Consider the following 16879-nt stretch of genomic DNA (forward strand, 5'->3'; position numbering starts at 1 on the left):
AAAGTCTGTTTTTATGCGCCGCTTATAATGTGCGCGCACTCCTGAACCCGGACAATATTATGTCAACCTGCTCTTTTAACCGCCGCTGGGCGGCAGTCATTCTTGAAGCTCTGACGCGCCACGGCGTGCGCCATGTGTGTATCGCGCCAGGCTCCCGATCAACCCCGTTAACACTGGCCGCAGTACAGAACGGCGGATTTGTGTGCCACACCCATTTTGATGAGCGCGGCCTGGGCCATTTAGCCCTTGGTATCGCCAAGGCCAGCGCCGAGCCCGTCGCGGTGATTGTTACCTCCGGCACGGCGGTGGCGAATCTCTACCCGTCACTGATTGAAGCAGGGCTGACCGGGGAAAAACTGATCATGCTGACGGCGGATCGCCCGCCGGAGCTTATCGACTGCGGGGCCAACCAGGCCATCCGCCAGCAGGGGATATTTGGCTCCCACCCTACCGGGGTGCTGAACCTGCCGCGCCCCACCCGGGACATTTCAGCCCACTGGCTGGTCTCGGTGATTGATACACTGCTCAGCAACCAGGAAAACGGGCCGGTCCAGATCAACTGCCCGTTTGCCGAACCCCTGTACGGGGAGATGGACGACAGCGATCTCACCTGGCAGGAGAGCCTTGGCAGCTGGTTAACCAGCGAAAAGCCCTGGCTGGCCTATGGCCGCGTGCGCACCAGTGTGCAGCAGCGCGACTGGTTCTTCTGGCGCCAGAAAAAAGGGGTGATCGTTGCCGGGCGCATGAGTGCCGAACAGGGCAAACAGCTGGCGGCCTGGGCGGCGATGCTCGGCTGGCCGCTGATTAGCGATGTCCTGTCCCAGACCGGGCAGCCGCTGCCCTGTGCCGATCTCTGGCTGGCAAACCCGGACGCCACCCGCGAGCTGGATAACGCCCAACTGGTTATTCAGTTTGGCAGCAGCCTGACCGGCAAGCGCCTGCTTCAGTGGCAGGCCGCCTGCAACCCGGACGAATACTGGATTATTTCGCCCCTGGACGACCGGCTGGATCCGGCCCAGCACCGGGGCCGCCGCCTGGTGGCCGATATTGGCGCCTGGCTTGAGCAGCACCCGGCGGAAAATCACCCCTGCTGGGCACCGCGCCTGCGCGAATTATCACAGCAGGCGCTGGCGTGCGCCACCCAGGCCACGGCCCGGTTTGGCGAGGCACAACTGGCCCAGCGTATTGCATCGCTGCTGCCGGATCAGGGCCAGCTTTTTGTCGGTAACAGCCTGGTGGTCCGCCTGGTGGATGCCCTGTGCCAGCTGCCTGCCGGGTATCCGGTATACAGCAACCGTGGCGCCAGCGGCATTGACGGGCTTATCTCTACTGCCGCAGGGGTTCAGCGCGCCCGTCCGCGCCCGACCCTTGCGGTGGTGGGGGATCTCTCCGCGCTGTATGACATGAACAGCCTGGCGCTACTGCGCCACACCCCGGCACCCTTTGTGCTGATTGTGGTGAACAATAACGGCGGGCAGATCTTCTCCATGTTGCCCACCCCGGTAGAGGAGCGCGAGCGCTACTACTGTATGCCGCAGGATGTTGAGTTTGCCCCCGCCGCACAGATGTTCGGCCTGGGCTATTCCTGTCCGGATAACTGGGAAAGCCTGGCCCAAACCGTGGCCGAGGCCTGGCAGCGCCCCCGGGCCACGCTTATTGAGCTGCGGGTCGATGAGCATACCGGCGCCCGGACCCTGCAACAGCTGCTGGCGCAGGTGAGCCAGCTATGATCCTGCGCGGCGAGCTGCGCCCTGGTAACCAGCCCGGCTATCCGTGGCTGGTCTGGCTGCACGGTTTTTTAGGCAGCCGGGCAGAGTGGGCCCCCCTAAGCCCGGCATTTTCCGACTGGCCCCAGCTCCTGCTGGATTTACCCGGCCACGGTGAGTCGGTGGCGGAGCGGGTGGCGGACTTCCCGGATATGGAAGCCGCACTCCAGGCGACCCTTGACCACTACCAGATAGGCGATTACTGGCTGGTGGGCTACTCGCTGGGCGGGCGGATTGCCATGTACCACGCCTGCTACGGCCACACTGAAGGGCTGCGCGGGATGGTGGTTGAAGGGGGAAACCCGGGCCTGGCCCTGCTGGCGGAGCGTCGCCAGCGCCGTGCCCATGACGATAACTGGGCCCGCCGCCTGCGCCAGGAGCCCTTTACCCGGGTACTGGCAGACTGGTATCACCAGCCGGTATTTGCCTCGCTCAGTGAGCCCCAGCGCCAGGCGCTGGTTGAGCTTCGCAAGGATAACGATCCCCGCGCACTGGCCGATATGCTGGTGGCGACCTCTCTGGGTCGCCAGCCTGATCTGCTGGCGCGCCTGCAGGAAATGACCCTGCCGTTTTACTATTTATGTGGTGAACAGGACGCAAAATTCCGCGCCATTGCCGGAACCTTGCCCGCCACCACGCTGACTATCAGTGCTGCCGGACACAACGCCCACCGGGAAAATCCCGCCGGGTTTGTTCACAGCCTGTACACCCTATTGTGTCAACCCAACTCAAGGACTCCCCATGCTTTACCCTGATGAACACATGCTCTATGCGCCGGTGGAATGGCACGACTGCTCCGCAGGCTATACCGATATTCGCTATCAGAAATCCAGCGACGGGATCGCCAAAATCACCATTAACCGCCCGCAGGTGCGCAACGCGTTTCGCCCGCTGACCGTTAAAGAGATGATCGACGCCCTGGCCGACGCCCGCTACGACGACGGTATCGGGGTGATTATTCTGACCGGGGAAGGGGACAAAGCGTTCTGCTCCGGCGGCGATCAGAAAGTGCGCGGCGACTACGGCGGATACAAAGATGACTCCGGCGTTCACCACCTCAACGTGCTGGACTTCCAGCGCCAGATCCGCACCTGCCCGAAACCGGTAGTGGCGATGGTTGCCGGGTACTCCATTGGTGGCGGCCACGTATTGCATATGATGTGCGACCTGACCATTGCCGCAGAGAACGCCATTTTCGGCCAGACCGGGCCGAAGGTCGGCTCTTTTGACGGTGGCTGGGGTGCTTCTTACATGGCGCGGATTGTCGGCCAGAAGAAAGCCCGCGAAATCTGGTTCCTGTGCCGTCAGTATGATGCGCAACAGGCGCTGGATATGGGGCTGGTCAACACGGTGGTTCCCCTGGCGGATCTTGAAAAAGAGACCGTACGCTGGTGTCGCGAAATGCTGCAAAACAGCCCGATGGCGCTGCGCTGCCTGAAGGCCGCCCTCAACGCGGACTGCGACGGCCAGGCGGGCCTGCAGGAGCTGGCGGGCAACGCCACCATGCTGTTCTACATGACTGACGAAGGCCAGGAAGGGCGCAATGCGTTCAACCAGAAGCGTCAGCCGGACTTCAGCAAATTTAAACGGAATCCGTAATGCGGCGCGCACAGATCTGGCGCTATAACCTGCCCATGGACGCGGGGGTGATCCTCCGGGAGCGGCGCCTGAAAGTCCGGGAAGGGCTGATACTGTGTCTGACGGAAAACGGCCAGCAGGGGTGGGGCGAAATTGCCCCGCTCCCCGGGTTCAGCGCAGAAACCGCAGACGACGCCCAGGTTGAGCTGGTGGGCTGGGCGCAGCACTGGCAGGCCGGGGAGACGCTGGCCTGCCCCGCGCTACCGTCGGTGGCGTTTGGCACCAGCTGTGCGCTGGCAGAGCTGTCTGGCCAGCTCCCGGCGGCGGCGGACTATCGCGCCGCACCGCTGTGTACTGGCGATCCGGACGAGCTGTTCGCCCTGCTGGAGCAGATCCCCGGTGAAAAGGTCGCCAAGATCAAAGTGGGCCTCTGGGAAGCGGTGCGCGACGGTATGGTGGCGAACCTGCTGCTGGAGGCGTTGCCTGATCTGCGCCTGCGGCTGGACGCCAACCGCAGCTGGACACCGCTCAAAGCGGCGCAGTTTGCGAAATACGTTGACCCGGCCTACCGGGGGCGAATTGCGTTTATTGAAGAGCCGTGCCGCACCCGGGAAGACTCGCTGGCGTTCAGCCAGCAGACCGGGATCGCCATCGCCTGGGATGAGAGCGTGCGCGAGCCGGACTTCGTGTTTGAGAAGCAGCCCGGGGTAAGTGCGCTGGTGATTAAACCTACCCTTACCGGCAGCCTGGATAAAGTGCAGCAGCAAATCGCCGCCGCACACCGGCTGGGCATGCAGGCGGTGATAAGCTCGGCCATTGAGTCCAGCCTGGGGCTGACCCAGCTGGCCCGACTGGCCGCCTGGCTGACCCCTGGCACATTACCGGGCCTGGATACCCTGTCCCTGATGCAGGCGCAGGTGATCCGCCCCTGGCCGGGCAGCCCGCTGCCGGTCTGGCAAACGGAACAACTGGACATTGTATTATGAGTTTTACTGACTGGCCCTGGCGTGAATGGCGGCAGCAGCGCGGGGCGGCCATCGCCCTGCATCTGGAGGGCGAATCCCTGACCTGGCACCAGCTGTGCCAGCAGGTGGATGCGCTGGCCGCCGGTTTTTTTGCCCAGGGGGTCACCTGCGGGGCCGGGGTGGCGCTGCGGGGCAAAAACAGCCCGCAGACGCTGCTCTGCTGGCTGGCGCTATTGCAGTGCGGCGCCCGTATTCTGCCGCTGAACCCCCAGCTGCCTGACGGGCTGCTGGGCCAGCTGTTACCGGGGCTGACGCTTTCGTTTGGCCTGAGCTGTGGCGACAGTGGGCCGATCCCCGGGCTTCAGGCACTGCGCCCGCAGGCGGCTGAGGGGGAGTGCCATGCCCCCTGGCTCCCGGAGCGCTACCTCTCCATGACGCTGACCTCCGGCTCTACCGGGCTGCCAAAGGCAGCGGTGCACAGTGGTGCGGCGCATCTGGCCTGTGCGGTCGGGGTCACCGGGCTGATGAACTTTACCGCCCAGGACAGCTGGCTGCTTTCGCTGCCGCTGTTTCACGTTTCCGGCCAGGGCATTTTGTGGCGCTGGCTGCTGGTGGGGGCGGCACTGGTGGTGCGGCCCATGCATCCACTGGGGCAGGCTTTGCAAGGCTGTACCCACGCCTCGCTGGTGCCGACCCAGCTGTGGCGGCTGCTGGAGGGTGAGCCACAGTCACTGGTGCTGAAAGCGGTACTGCTTGGCGGGGCGGCGATCCCGGTTGAGCTGACTGATCAGGCCCAGTCCCGGGGGATCCGCTGTTTTTGTGGCTACGGTCTGACGGAGTTCGCCTCTACCGTATGCGCCAAACCGGCCGATGGTCACCCGGACGTTGGCCGTGCGCTGGCGGGCCGGGAAGTGCGCGTTGTGGACGGGGAGATCTGGCTGCGGGCGGCGAGCATGGCCGCCGGGTACTGGCGCGACGGCGCAGTCACACCGCTGACCAACGCTCAGGGCTGGTTTGCCACCCGGGATCGCGGCCACCTTGAAAACGGCGTGCTGACGGTGACCGGGCGGCTGGATAATCAGTTTTTCAGCGGCGGCGAAGGGATCCAGCCAGAAGAGCTGGAGCGGGTGATTGTTTGCCATCCGGCGGTCAGCCAGATCTTCGTGGTCCCGGTGGATGACCAGGAGTTCGGCCAGCGCCCGGTGGCAGTGGTGGAGTGCGCTGCGGATTTTGACCCGGCACAGCTGGCCTGCTGGGTGCGGGATAAACTGGCGCGCTTTCAGCAGCCGGTACACTGGCTGCGCCTGCCCGGGGAGCTGAAAAACGGCGGGATTAAAATCTCCCGCCAGGCCCTCAGGCTCTGGGTGGCGGGGCAGCTTTCTGCGGCCTGACCGGGACGCCGGTTTGCGGCGCTTCCCGGAGCAAAACAGACATTTTGCCGGCGAATGTGTTCTCGTTCAGGGGAACTGGCGATCATAATATTCCTGTTATCAGTGGTCGCCAGTAACAGTCAACTGACTAAGGACACATTATGCCCCGGTCCATTCCCCTCGAACGTTATCGCAATATCGGGATTTCCGCACATATTGATGCGGGTAAAACCACCACCACCGAACGCATCCTGTTTTACACCGGCATGAGCCACAAGCTGGGTGAAGTTCACGACGGCGCGGCAACCACCGACTGGATGGCACAGGAGCAGGAGCGCGGAATAACCATCACCTCGGCGGCGGTAAGCTGCTTCTGGTCCGGGATGGACAGAGATATGGAGCCGCACCGGATCAACATCATCGATACCCCCGGGCATGTGGATTTCACCATCGAGGTGGAGCGCTCCATGCGGGTGCTGGATGGCGCCGTGATGGTGTACGACTCCGTGGGGGGCGTACAGCCCCAGTCCGAAACCGTGTGGCGCCAGGCAAACAAATATCATGTTCCGCGCCTGGCGTTTGTGAACAAGATGGACCGCCCGGGGGCCGATTTTTTCCGGGTGGTGCAGATGATGATCGACCGTCTGAAGGCCAACCCGGTGCCGGTAGTTATCCCGATAGGCGCAGAGGAGCATTTCACCGGGGTGGTGGATCTGATTAAGATGCGCGCCATTATCTGGGACGACGCCACCCAGGGGATGACCTTCAGCTACCAGCCCGTACCGGACGCCCTGCTGGCAACCGCCCGCCAGTGGCGGGAAAAAATGGTTGCCGCCGCAGCCGAAGCCCGCGATGACCTGATGGACACCTATCTGGAAAGCGGCGATCTCGACGCCGCCGGTATCATTGCCGGGCTGCGCCAGCGCACCATTGCCGGTGAGATCCAGCCGGTGCTGTGCGGCAGCGCGTTTAAAAACAAAGGGGTGCAGCGCATGCTCGATGCGGTTATCGAGCTGATGCCCTCACCGCTGGATATTCCGGCCATCCAGGGGGTGGATGAAAAAGGCCAGCCCGCCGAGCGCCACGCCCGCGACGATGAGCCGTTCTCCGCCCTGGCGTTTAAACTGATGACTGACCCCTACGTGGGTCAGCTGACGTTTATCCGGGTCTATTCCGGGGTGCTGAAAAAGGGGGATGCGGTATATAACCCGGTAAAAACCCGTAAGGAGCGTATCGGGCGGATTGTGCTGATGCAGGCCAACGATCGCCATGAGGTGGACGAGCTGCGCGCCGGGGATATCGCCGCCTGCGTGGGGCTGAAAGATGTCTCCACCGGTGACACGCTGAGCGATCCTGATGCGGTGATCACCCTGGAGCGTATGGAGTTCCCCGAGCCGGTTATCTCACTGGCCATTGAGCCGAAAACCAAAGCGGATCAGGAGAAAATGGGCATCGCGCTCCAGCGTCTGGCCTCGGAAGATCCGTCGTTCCGCCTGCAAACCGATGAAGAGTCCGGCCAGACCATTATTTCCGGGATGGGGGAGCTGCACCTGGACATTATTGTTGACCGGATGAAACGCGAATTCGGGGTGGAGGCGAACATTGGCCGCCCGCAGGTCACCTACCGGGAGACCCTGCGTAAGACGGTCAAAGATGTGGAGGGCAAGTTTGTCCGCCAGTCCGGCGGTAAAGGCCAGTATGGTCATGTGGTGCTGACCCTGGAGCCTCTGCCCCCCGGCGGTGGTTTTATCTTTGAAGATGCCACCAAAGGCGGGGTGGTGCCCCGGGAGTATATCCCGTCGGTTGAAAAAGGGGTCCGCGAGGCGATGAACAGCGGTGTGCTGGCCGGGTATCCGGTGGTGGATGTGAAAGTGATTCTGACGTTCGGCTCCTACCACGATGTGGACTCCTCAGAAATGGCGTTCCGCATGGCGGCGATTTTCGGGTTTAAAGAAGGGGCGCGCCGGGCGGATCCGGCCATTCTTGAGCCGGTCATGCATGTGGAGGTGGAGACCCCCGAAGAGTACGCCGGGAATATAATGGGGGATTTGTCCTCCCGCCGGGGGATGGTGCAGGGGATGGAAGAGCGCTTCGGCAGCCAGATTATTCGCGCCGACGTGCCGCTGGCCGAGATGTTTGGCTACTCCACCACCCTGCGCTCCATGTCCCAGGGGCGGGCCACATACAGTATGGAGTTTCACCACTATGCGCAGGCCCCCGGGAATGTGGCCGACGGGATTATCGCCAGCCGCAGTAAGGGCTGAGTGCCCGGCCAGTTAACAAAAAACCGCCCCGGTTAGCGAACGGGGGCGGTTTTTTTACGGGCCGGTTTACGGGGCGCTAATCAGCGCTTCTAATGCCCGGGCGATACCGTCGCCGTAGTCAGGGTGTACCTGGCGGAACAGGTCAATCTGACGCTGGACAATATGCTCAGGCACGCAGGCCAGATCCGCCGCAATGCGCCGGAACATCCGCTGGTGCTCCTCTTCACTTAATAATTCGAACAGCGCCCGCGGCTGGCTGAAGTAGTCGCCGTCTTCCCGGTGGTTCCAGTGGTCGGCGGCCCCTTCCAGGGATAATGGCGGCTCGCTGAAATCCGGCTGCTCCTGGAAGATACCAAAGCTGTTGGGCTCGTAGGTCACCGTATTGCCGCTGTTGCCGTCTACCCGCATGGCCCCGTCCCGGTGGTAGTTATGGAACGGGCAGCGCGGGGTGTTCACCGGGATCTGGTGGTGGTTCACCCCCAGCCGGTAGCGGTGGGCATCCCCGTAGGAGAACAGCCGCCCCTGCAGCATTTTGTCCGGTGAGAAGCCGATCCCCGGCACCACATTGCCCGGGTTCATTGCCACTTGTTCCACCTCGGCAAAATAGTTATCCGGGTTGCGGTTAAGCTCCAGCACCCCGACCTCATGGAGCGGATAGTCCCCGTGGGGCCACACTTTGGTTAAATCGAAGGGGTTGTAGGGCAGGCGGCCTGCGTCGGCCTCCGGCATGACCTGCACGTACAGGGTCCAGCGCGGGAAGTTTTGCTGCTCAATGGCGGTAAACAGATCCCGCTGGGCGCTTTCGCGATCGGCGGCCACCAGGCGGGCGGCTTCGTCGTCCATCATGTTGTCGATACCCTGCTGGCTTTTGAAGTGGAACTTCACCCAGAAGCGCTGGTTATCGGCATTAATAAAGCTGAAGGCGTGGCTGCCAAAGCCGTGCATATGGCGGTAGCTGCGCGGCAGCCCCCGGTCGCTGAAGTCGATAGTTAACTGGTGGAGGGTTTCCGGCATCAGGGAGAAGAAATCCCACTTGTAGGTCGGGTTGCGCAGGTTAGTGCGCGGATCGCGTTTTACCACATGGTTGAGATCCGGGAACTTCAGCGGATCGCGCAGGTAGAAAATGGGCGTATTGTTGCCCACCAGATCCCAGTTTCCCTGCTCGGTATAAAACTTCACCGAAAAGCCGCGAATGTCGCGCTCTGCATCGGCCGCGCCCCGCTCACCGGCAACGGTGGAGAAGCGTAAAAACAGCGGGGTCTGCTTGCCCGGGTGGGCGAAAAGGGCGGCCCGGGTCCAGTGGCTGATATCCCGGGTAACGGTGAAGGTGCCATAAGCGCCGGAGCCTTTGGCGTGCATGCGGCGCTCGGGGATCACTTCCCGGTCAAAGTGGGCCAGCTTCTCCAGGAACCAGACATCCTGAAGCAGCATGGGCCCCCGGGGGCCCGCAGTGGCGACGTTATTGTTGTCGGGCACCGGGGCCCCGGCGGCGGTAGTCAGTCCTTTTTTACTCATCATTTACTCCGTATCGTTAAGGGATATGACATGCGACGCCGCGTTATCTGACTAACGCGGCGCAATAACCCGGCAAACGTGAAAATCGCCGCCAGCATCGGGGGCAAAGGTGCTGCTGGTTGCCGCAGTGCCGCTAAGGCCCACAGCAGTGCAACATAAAGTTTTGTATATAACTTTATGATAATTATTGGATTGTTTTATTTATCATAAGCGGATAACGCCAGGATGTAATCCCGGCGGCTTACTTTTCGATGATTTATGAATTGGTTGCGTTATAGTTTTGAAACTGTGCACCACGGAGTAGAAAAATGTTTAAAGTGGAGATGCTTTCAACCGGGGATGAAGTGCTCTCCGGGCAGATTGTGGACACCAATGCCGCCTGGCTGGCGGACTATTTCTTTCACCAGGGGCTGCCCCTGTGGCGGCGTAATACGGTGGGCGATAATGCAGACGACCTGGTCGCGGTGCTTACCGAGCGCAGCCTGGAGGCGGATATCCTGATCGTTAACGGCGGCCTGGGGCCTACCGGGGATGATCTGAGTGCGGAAGCTGCTGCCCGGGCTGCCGGTGTGGGGCTTGAAGAGCACCCGGAGTGGCTGGCGAAGATTGAGGCCTATTTCGCCCGGCGCGGGCGGCCTATGGCAGCCAGTAACCGCAAACAGGCGCTGATCCCGGCAGGCAGCGAAATGATTGATAACCCGGTGGGCACCGCCTGCGGGTTTGCGTTGCGCCTGAACCGCTGCTGGATGTTTTTTACCCCCGGGGTGCCGTCTGAATTCCGCCATATGGTGGAGCACGAAATTATGCCGCGCCTGCGCCGGCAGTTTACGCTGCCTGCGCCGCCGGTGTGCCTGCGCCTGACCACCTTCGGGCGTTCAGAGAGCGAGCTTGCCCAGCAGCTGGATGCGCTGCCCCTGCCGCAAGGGGTGGTGATGGGTTACCGCTCCGCCATGCCGGTGATTGAACTGAAGCTGACCGGGCCTGCGCTACAGGGCGACCAGATGGCCGCCCTCTGGCCCCGGGTGCGGGAGGCGGCGGGCGATAGCCTGATTTTTGAAGGCACCGATGGGCTCCCGGCGAAGGTTGCCGGGTTACTCAGGGCTCGGGGCACCGGGCTTGCGCTGGCAGAGCAGTTTACCGGCGGCTTGCTGTCTTTACAGCTTGGCCGGGCCGGGGCCGCCATTACACATGGCGAGATCCTGCCTGCACGCAGTGAGACGCTGGCGCAGACTCTGGTGCGGGCACAAAACCTGGCCCGCCAGAACCAGGTGCCGGGGCTGGTGGTGAGCAGCCAGCAGGCGGACGGCGTCAATATTGCGCTTGCCACCGGTGAGCACAGCGGCGCAATGCGCGTCGTGCTGGATAACCCGCGCCACAGCCCGGCGCTGTGCCAGGAGATAGCCGCAATGCTGGCGCTCAATATGTTGCGCCGCTGGCTGGAAGGGCAGCCGCTCACGGCCCAGGGGGGATGGGTGGCACCGCAGGCGGTGCTGAACGGGGAATAACCGCCCGTTACAGGCGGTATTCCCGGGTTAAGCGCGGGGCGTCAGAGGGCTTTTGCCAGCAGGCTCAGCGGGTGTTCGCAGGGCTTGCTGGTGGACATCTCAATCTGCCATTTGCAGGTTTCGCAGTCGGTTATTACCAGATCCACGCCGCTGTCTTCTATCTGGCGGAACAGGGGCGCACCGATAGCCTGGGAGGTGGGGTAGTTTTCACTCTTAAAGCCGTATGTTCCGGCAATACCGCAGCAGCGGGACTCCAGCTCAATTAACTGCAGCCCGGGGATCATCCGCAGCAGCTCAAGGGTGTAAATGGACCAGCCCATCTTTTCCATATGGCAGGGGGTGTGGTAGGCCACGCGCAGCGGGGTGTGCTTCAGGTTCAGCGGGGCGCCGTTCTCCAGCATGCGCCAGATATAACGGGTAGCCAGCTCAATATTGTCCCGCAGTGGTGTGGTGTCCACATCCAGCACGCCGGGGTATTCATCCCGCAGGGTGAAGGTACAGGTTGATGAGGTGGCAATCACCGGTAGCTGGCGCTGCACAATGGCCGTTTCCAGGGAGCGGGCGTTAACCCGGGCCTGTTTACGGGCTTTATCAGTAAAGCCGTTGGCAATCAGCGGTACGCCGCAGCATTTTTCTTTATCCAGCAACTGCACGCCGGTGCCCATGGCGTTCATCACTTTCAGCAGATCCCGCCCCAACTGGGGATTGTTGTAGTTCACGTAGCAGCCGTGGAAAAACGCCACCTGCTGGCTGAACTGCTGCTGCGCGGCGGCATGCTTGCGATACCACTGGCGGAACGTGCCGCCGGTGGCGTATTTGGGCAAGGTGCGGCGGTGGTCAATTTTCAGGGCCGCATCCAGCACTTTGCGCACCGGCTTCATGCCGGTGGTGGCGTTAACCAGCGGGGCAAAGGGGGTCGCCAGGGTGCCCATCAGATCGGTATGGCTGAGCACCGTATCGCGAATCGACACTTTGCGCGGGGCGTACTGGGCCCGGGCGCGCTGAATAAGATCGCCGATTTTGACATCCGAAGGGCAGGCCACTTCGCAGCGCTTGCAGTTGGTGCAGTATTTCAGCGCTTCATCATACAGGCCGGGATCTTTAAGCCGCAGGCGTTCGCCATCGGGCCCGGCCTGTTTTGGCCCCGGGTAGCGGGGGTTAACGCCGCTGACCGGGCAGACCGTGGTGCAGACTGTGCATTTGATGCAGTTTTCGAAGCCGCTATCATGCAGACTCATGGGATACCTCCTGACGGGCGAGGATCTGGTGGGCGGCGTGGAGTGCGGTCACCACAGAGACGCCGCCACCGCAGCCAAGGCGAATCGGGTCAAACCCGCCCAGCACACCACCAATGGCAAACATATCCGTTTGCAGCTCGCCTTTTTTATGCGGGTGCAGGTTGTGGTCGGTTATCACCCCAAACTGCTGCCAGGGCTGAGGACGGAAAAAGTCCTCGTCATACCACTGGCTGCGCGGGCCGGGCTCCAGAACATCGAGATCAAACAGCGGTTCGCGCACGCCGGTGCGGCTGGCAATCAGACCATTGCTGAAGAAGCTGCCGCTGGCGAGGACCAGATGGCGCGCCTGAATGGCAATATCGCCGTGGTTGCGGGTAGTCACGCGGTAACCGCCGCCGGGCTGTGGGGTGGCCTGTTGTACCGCGTCGCCGGTCATCATGGTGCCGCCGAGGGCACGGAAATAGCCGCTCAGCACCTGGTGCATGCGGATCCCGGGCACAGACGGGGGCAGGGTGGGCACGCAGGCTATCTGGCAGCCGGTGCTGGCCTGTAAATTGTCGATAATTTGCGGGTTTTCCAGCCCGAGACAGGCGGGCAGGATCAGTAAATCGCACTCCCGGGCCAGCTGGTGCAGCTCGTGGAGCAGGGCATTGTGCTGGGCGTCGTTATCCAGGATCCGGGCGATATTCACCGAGCGGAACTCGCTGGGGTTGGCGCGCAGCTGATCCAGCCCCGGCAAGGTCAGCTCTGCCTGGCGGCAGGCAATGCCCTGGCGCTGGAGGGTATCCACAATGCTGGCTGGTTCAAAGTCGAGGAACCCGCAGATCCCGACAACGGTCACCCGCTGCCCGGCGCGAATTGTCCGGCAGGCGTGGCGCGGGCTCAGCCAGGTGCGGCGCCATTTGCCGACCGGGGTCAGGCTGTGGTGGGCGTGGGCCAGATCCCCGTGCATCGCCAGGCCGCACTGGTCAAATAACTGTTCGGTTTCCCGGGCAAGGGCGGTCACGGTATCTGCCCCCAGCAGGCTGTAGGGGTGCTGGGGTGCCTGCTCTGCCAGGCGGGCCAGCGCATCGGGGAGCGCATTTACCGGGCTGTCGTCCGGCAGGGTGTTCAGCAGATCCAGCCCGCCGGAGGCAAAGTGCAGTGCGCTCTGGCCACGGCTGACTATCACGGTTTTATTCCCGCCCTGAGCCAGGCGAATACCGCATACCAGCCCCGCCAGGCCGCCGCCGGTAATCAGAGAATCAAATTTCATCAGCTGTTCCTTCCTGTTGATCCATGCCGCACAGCCCCATATAAACCCAGCGGGTGAACTCTGCTTCACGCAGGGCGTCGCCCCAGGCAATGGGCTGGATCCCTTTCCAGCGTTCGTTAAGAAACTCGCTGAGCTGGGTGATGGACTGGGTCGGTGTGGTGACCTGTAGCCGCTGTAGCAGCCCGGTTGCCCGGCAGGCGCACAGTTCGCCCTGGCAGGTGCCCATACCCACCCGGGTACGGCGGCGTAAATCCACCAGATTGGTGACCGTCAGTGACTCCACCGCATAGCGGACTTCTGCGGCGCTGACCGCTTCACACTCGCAGACCAGGCTGTTGCTCAGCCGGTCGTTTTGCAGCCATCCCGCGGCGCGATCCCCGTGGCGATACACCGCAGAGCCGCGCAGCGGAGCGGGCAGGGAGACCACTTTACGCAGGGTGCTTTCGCTGCTTTCCCGGGAGCCGGGCAGGGGAACGCTGTCGGTATCACAGGGGGTGGTATTACCCAGTTTGCGGCAGACTGCATCGGTGGCCCACTGGGCCATTAACCGGTAGGTCATCAGTTTGCCGCCGGTAATGGTGATAAAGCCTTCCAGACCGTCGCGGCTGGCGTGATCCAGCAGCACAATCCCCCGGCTGACATTGCGCCCGGTGGGGTCATCGTCACTGGCGACTAACGGGCGCACCCCGGCATAGGCACGCAAAATACGGGTTTGCGCCAGCACCGGTGAGAGTTTTGCCCCTTCGCGGATCAGCACGTCCACTTCTTCGGCGGTCACCCGGGTGTTGTCTATCTGATCGTCGTCAACATGGGTAGAGGTGGTGCCAATCAGCGAGATGGTATCGCCCGGCACCAGGATGTCCGCATCTGCCGGTTTGCGGCAGCGGTTGATAACCTGCTGGTTGATCCGGTGGCCGAGGATAAGCAGCGCGCCTTTGGCCGGGAACATGCGTACCTGCAGATCGGCATATTCGGCAATATGCTGGCCCCAGATCCCGGCGGCGTTAACCACCACCGGCGCGTGCAGCTGGCCGCGCTGGCCGGTGCGGCAGTCCAGATAATGTACCCCGGTTACCCGATCACCCTGGCGGATAAGCCCCGTGACCGCGTGCCAGGTCAGTACGGTTGCGCCGTGCTCCCGGGCATCGAGCATATTGGCCGTGGCAAGGCGAAAGGGATCGACGGTGCCGTCCGGCACCTGTACCGCCCCGATAAGCGCCGGGTTAACGGCGGGCTCCAGCAGGCGGGCCTGCTCCGGGGTGAGCTGGCGGGTGTCAATGTCTGCGGCAGCGCAGGCGTCAATAAACCGCTGCTGCCAGTCGAGGGAATCTTCCGGCAGGGTAATAAACAGGCCGCCGGTCGGTTCAATACAGTGGCGGGCAATGCGCTTGAGGATGCGGTTTTCCTGGATACATTCCCGGGCGGATTCCGGATCGTTTACCGCATAGCGGGCGCCGCTGTGCAGCAGGCCGTGGTTGCGGCCGGTAGCGCCGGTGGCGATATCCTGGCGCTCCAGCAGAATCGCGCGCAGGCCGCGCCTGGCGCAGTCACGCACAATACCTGCACCGGTGGCGCCGCCGCCAATAATGATTACATCTGCTTCCTGGTGTCCGGGGGTTGCCATAACTCCTCCTGGCAAATAATTCCTTAGTGTCAGTAAAGCATAATGGTGCACAAAAATGTTTGATAGCGAGCACAAACGAGCATTTTACGAAAACAAAATGGTTAATAAATTGCGTGTGTTGCAAATATGTGGGCGTTATTTAACATTGTGTGTGCTGTTTCACAGCATCAGGCGGCGGGTATCACTATCATCACGCTCGAAAAGGAAAGTTAATTTTCGTTTATCAGTAACTGAATGACACCGTAAGCCAGGAGGCATTACATGTTAAGTATTTTTAAACCGGCGGCTCACCGGGCCCGGTTACCCGCTGACCAGATAGATCCTCATTACCGCCGGTTGCGTTGGCAGATATTTCTGGGGATCTTTTTTGGCTATGCGGCCTATTATCTGGTGCGTAAGAACTTTACCCTCGCCATGCCTTACCTGATTGAACAGGGGTTTTCCCGGGGCGATCTGGGGTTTGCGCTGTCCGGTATTTCCATTGCTTACGGGTTCTCAAAATTTATTATGGGGTCGGTTTCTGACCGTTCTAACCCCAGGGTGTTTCTGCCCGCCGGTCTGATTCTGGCCGCGCTGGTGATGCTGATTATGGGGTTTGTGCCCTGGGCGACATCCGACATTATGACCATGTTTGTGCTGCTGTTTTTATGCGGCTGGTTCCAGGGGATGGGGTGGCCGCCCTGTGGCCGGACCATGGTGCACTGGTGGTCCCAGAAGGAGCGTGGCGGCATTGTGTCGGTGTGGAACTGCGCCCATAACGTGGGGGGCGGGTTGCCGCCGCTGCTGTTCCTGCTGGGGATGTACTGGTTTAATGACTGGCATGCGGCCCTGTATATGCCTGCCCTTGCGGCGATTATTGTGGCGCTGTTTGCCTTTGCGCTGATGCGCGATACTCCGCAGTCCTGCGGGCTGCCGCCGATTGAAGAGTACAAGAACGACTACCCGGAAGACTACAGCGAAAAAGATGAGCAGGAGCTGACTACCAAACAGATCTTTATGCAGTATGTCTTACCTAACCGTCTGTTGTGGTATATCGCCATCGCTAACGTATTTGTTTATTTACTGCGCTACGGGATCCTCGACTGGTCGCCGACCTATCTGAAAGAGGTAAAACATTTCGCCATTGATAAATCCTCCTGGGCCTATTTCCTGTACGAGTATGCGGGCATTCCCGGTACGCTGCTCTGTGGCTGGATGTCTGACCGGGTATTTAAAGGTAACCGCGGGGCAACCGGGGTGTTCTTTATGACGCTGGTGACCATCGCCACGGTGGTCTACTGGCTTAACCCGCCGGGAAATCCGGGCATTGATATGACCTGTATGATTGTCATCGGCTTCCTGATTTACGGGCCGGTGATGCTGATTGGTCTGCATGCGCTGGAGCTGGCGCCTAAAAAAGCGGCCGGGACAGCCGCCGGGTTTACCGGGCTGTTTGGTTACCTGGGGGGCTCGGTGGCGGCCAGCGCCATTGTGGGCTACACCGTGGATATCTTCGGCTGGGACGGGGGCTTTATGGTGATGATCGGCGGCAGTGTACTGGCTGTATTACTGCTGCTGGTGGTCATGATGGGCGAGCGCCGTCATCAGCGGCAGCTTGATAGCCAGCACAGCTAAGTTTTCTGCTGGTATTAACCGGACCCCGCGGCCTTTACCGGCTGCGGGGTTTTTTTGTTGGTATCCCTGCCCGGAGAGCGTTTCAGGAGCCTGATGAGCGCGCTGTGAATTTTTTACAACTCTGTAATGTATATAGGGGTTATTGCTATTTTTTGATAGTATTTCGCCATCATTTATGCGTGGTT

At 61.5% G+C, this 16879-nt stretch carries 12 protein-coding genes; 8 read left to right on the top strand and 4 right to left on the bottom strand.

Features of this window, described 5'->3' with window-relative positions; all coding sequences use genetic code 11:
• Positions 1-59: 59 nt before the first annotated feature.
• From menD to fusA, 6 genes are all read left to right on the top strand, one after another.
• Positions 60-1730 carry a 2-succinyl-5-enolpyruvyl-6-hydroxy-3-cyclohexene-1-carboxylic-acid synthase gene (gene menD, locus EBL_RS06165; RefSeq protein ID WP_002439799.1) on the top strand — a complete coding sequence of 557 codons (1671 nt, stop codon included), beginning with the start codon at positions 60-62 and terminating at the stop codon, positions 1728-1730.
• On the top strand, positions 1727-2521 hold the full coding sequence (gene menH, locus EBL_RS06170) for a 2-succinyl-6-hydroxy-2,4-cyclohexadiene-1-carboxylate synthase (RefSeq protein WP_002439800.1): 795 nt from the start codon (positions 1727-1729) through the stop codon (positions 2519-2521). The genes menD and menH overlap by 4 nt, the downstream gene beginning before the upstream one ends.
• The gene (gene menB, locus EBL_RS06175; protein ID WP_002439801.1) at positions 2508-3365 is read left to right on the top strand and encodes a 1,4-dihydroxy-2-naphthoyl-CoA synthase; all 858 of its coding nucleotides are present in this window, start codon (positions 2508-2510) and stop codon (positions 3363-3365) included. Before menH ends, menB begins: the two co-directional genes overlap by 14 nt.
• A complete protein-coding gene (menC, locus tag EBL_RS06180) occupies positions 3365-4330 on the top strand; it encodes an o-succinylbenzoate synthase (RefSeq protein ID WP_002439802.1) in 966 nt (321 codons plus the stop codon). Before menB ends, menC begins: the two co-directional genes overlap by 1 nt.
• Complete coding sequence (gene menE / locus EBL_RS06185) at positions 4327-5700, top strand: o-succinylbenzoate--CoA ligase (RefSeq protein ID WP_002439803.1); 1374 nt, start codon at positions 4327-4329, stop codon at positions 5698-5700. Before menC ends, menE begins: the two co-directional genes overlap by 4 nt.
• 140 nt (positions 5701-5840) lie before the next feature.
• Positions 5841-7943 (top strand): elongation factor G, encoded by a 2103-nt coding sequence (gene fusA, locus EBL_RS06190; RefSeq protein ID WP_002439804.1) that lies wholly within the window; start codon positions 5841-5843, stop codon positions 7941-7943.
• A gap of 66 nt (positions 7944-8009) precedes the next feature.
• On the opposite strand, the gene EBL_RS06195 is transcribed toward fusA, so the two are convergent.
• Positions 8010-9461 (bottom strand): catalase, encoded by a 1452-nt coding sequence (locus EBL_RS06195; RefSeq protein ID WP_373278368.1) that lies wholly within the window; start codon positions 9459-9461, stop codon positions 8010-8012.
• Between the two features lie 305 nt (positions 9462-9766).
• Here EBL_RS06195 and EBL_RS06200 point away from each other — a divergent pair, with 305 nt between their 5' ends.
• Positions 9767-10963 (top strand): nicotinamide mononucleotide deamidase-related protein YfaY, encoded by a 1197-nt coding sequence (locus tag EBL_RS06200; protein ID WP_002439806.1) that lies wholly within the window; start codon positions 9767-9769, stop codon positions 10961-10963.
• Positions 10964-11004: 41 nt separating this feature from the next.
• Here the strand turns inward: EBL_RS06200 and glpC are convergent, their stop codons facing one another.
• Genes glpC through glpA form a run of 3 tightly spaced genes read right to left on the bottom strand, consistent with a single transcriptional unit; the run spans position 11005 to position 15080 of the window.
• Positions 11005-12195: an anaerobic glycerol-3-phosphate dehydrogenase subunit GlpC gene (gene glpC / locus EBL_RS06205; RefSeq protein WP_174270545.1), complete on the bottom strand. Its 1191-nt coding sequence runs from the start codon at positions 12193-12195 to the stop codon at positions 11005-11007.
• The gene (gene glpB, locus EBL_RS06210; RefSeq protein ID WP_002439808.1) at positions 12188-13456 is read right to left on the bottom strand and encodes a glycerol-3-phosphate dehydrogenase subunit GlpB; all 1269 of its coding nucleotides are present in this window, start codon (positions 13454-13456) and stop codon (positions 12188-12190) included. Before glpB ends, glpC begins: the two co-directional genes overlap by 8 nt.
• Positions 13446-15080, bottom strand: coding sequence for an anaerobic glycerol-3-phosphate dehydrogenase subunit A (gene glpA / locus EBL_RS06215; protein ID WP_002439809.1), 1635 nt, complete (start codon positions 15078-15080; stop codon positions 13446-13448). Before glpA ends, glpB begins: the two co-directional genes overlap by 11 nt.
• 261 nt (positions 15081-15341) lie before the next feature.
• Between glpA and glpT the strand changes: the two genes are divergently transcribed.
• The gene (gene glpT, locus EBL_RS06220; protein ID WP_002439810.1) at positions 15342-16694 is read left to right on the top strand and encodes a glycerol-3-phosphate transporter; all 1353 of its coding nucleotides are present in this window, start codon (positions 15342-15344) and stop codon (positions 16692-16694) included.
• Positions 16695-16879: the final 185 nt, after the last annotated feature.

Source organism: Shimwellia blattae DSM 4481 = NBRC 105725 (assembly GCF_000262305.1).
GTDB classification, from domain to species: domain Bacteria; phylum Pseudomonadota; class Gammaproteobacteria; order Enterobacterales; family Enterobacteriaceae; genus Shimwellia; species Shimwellia blattae.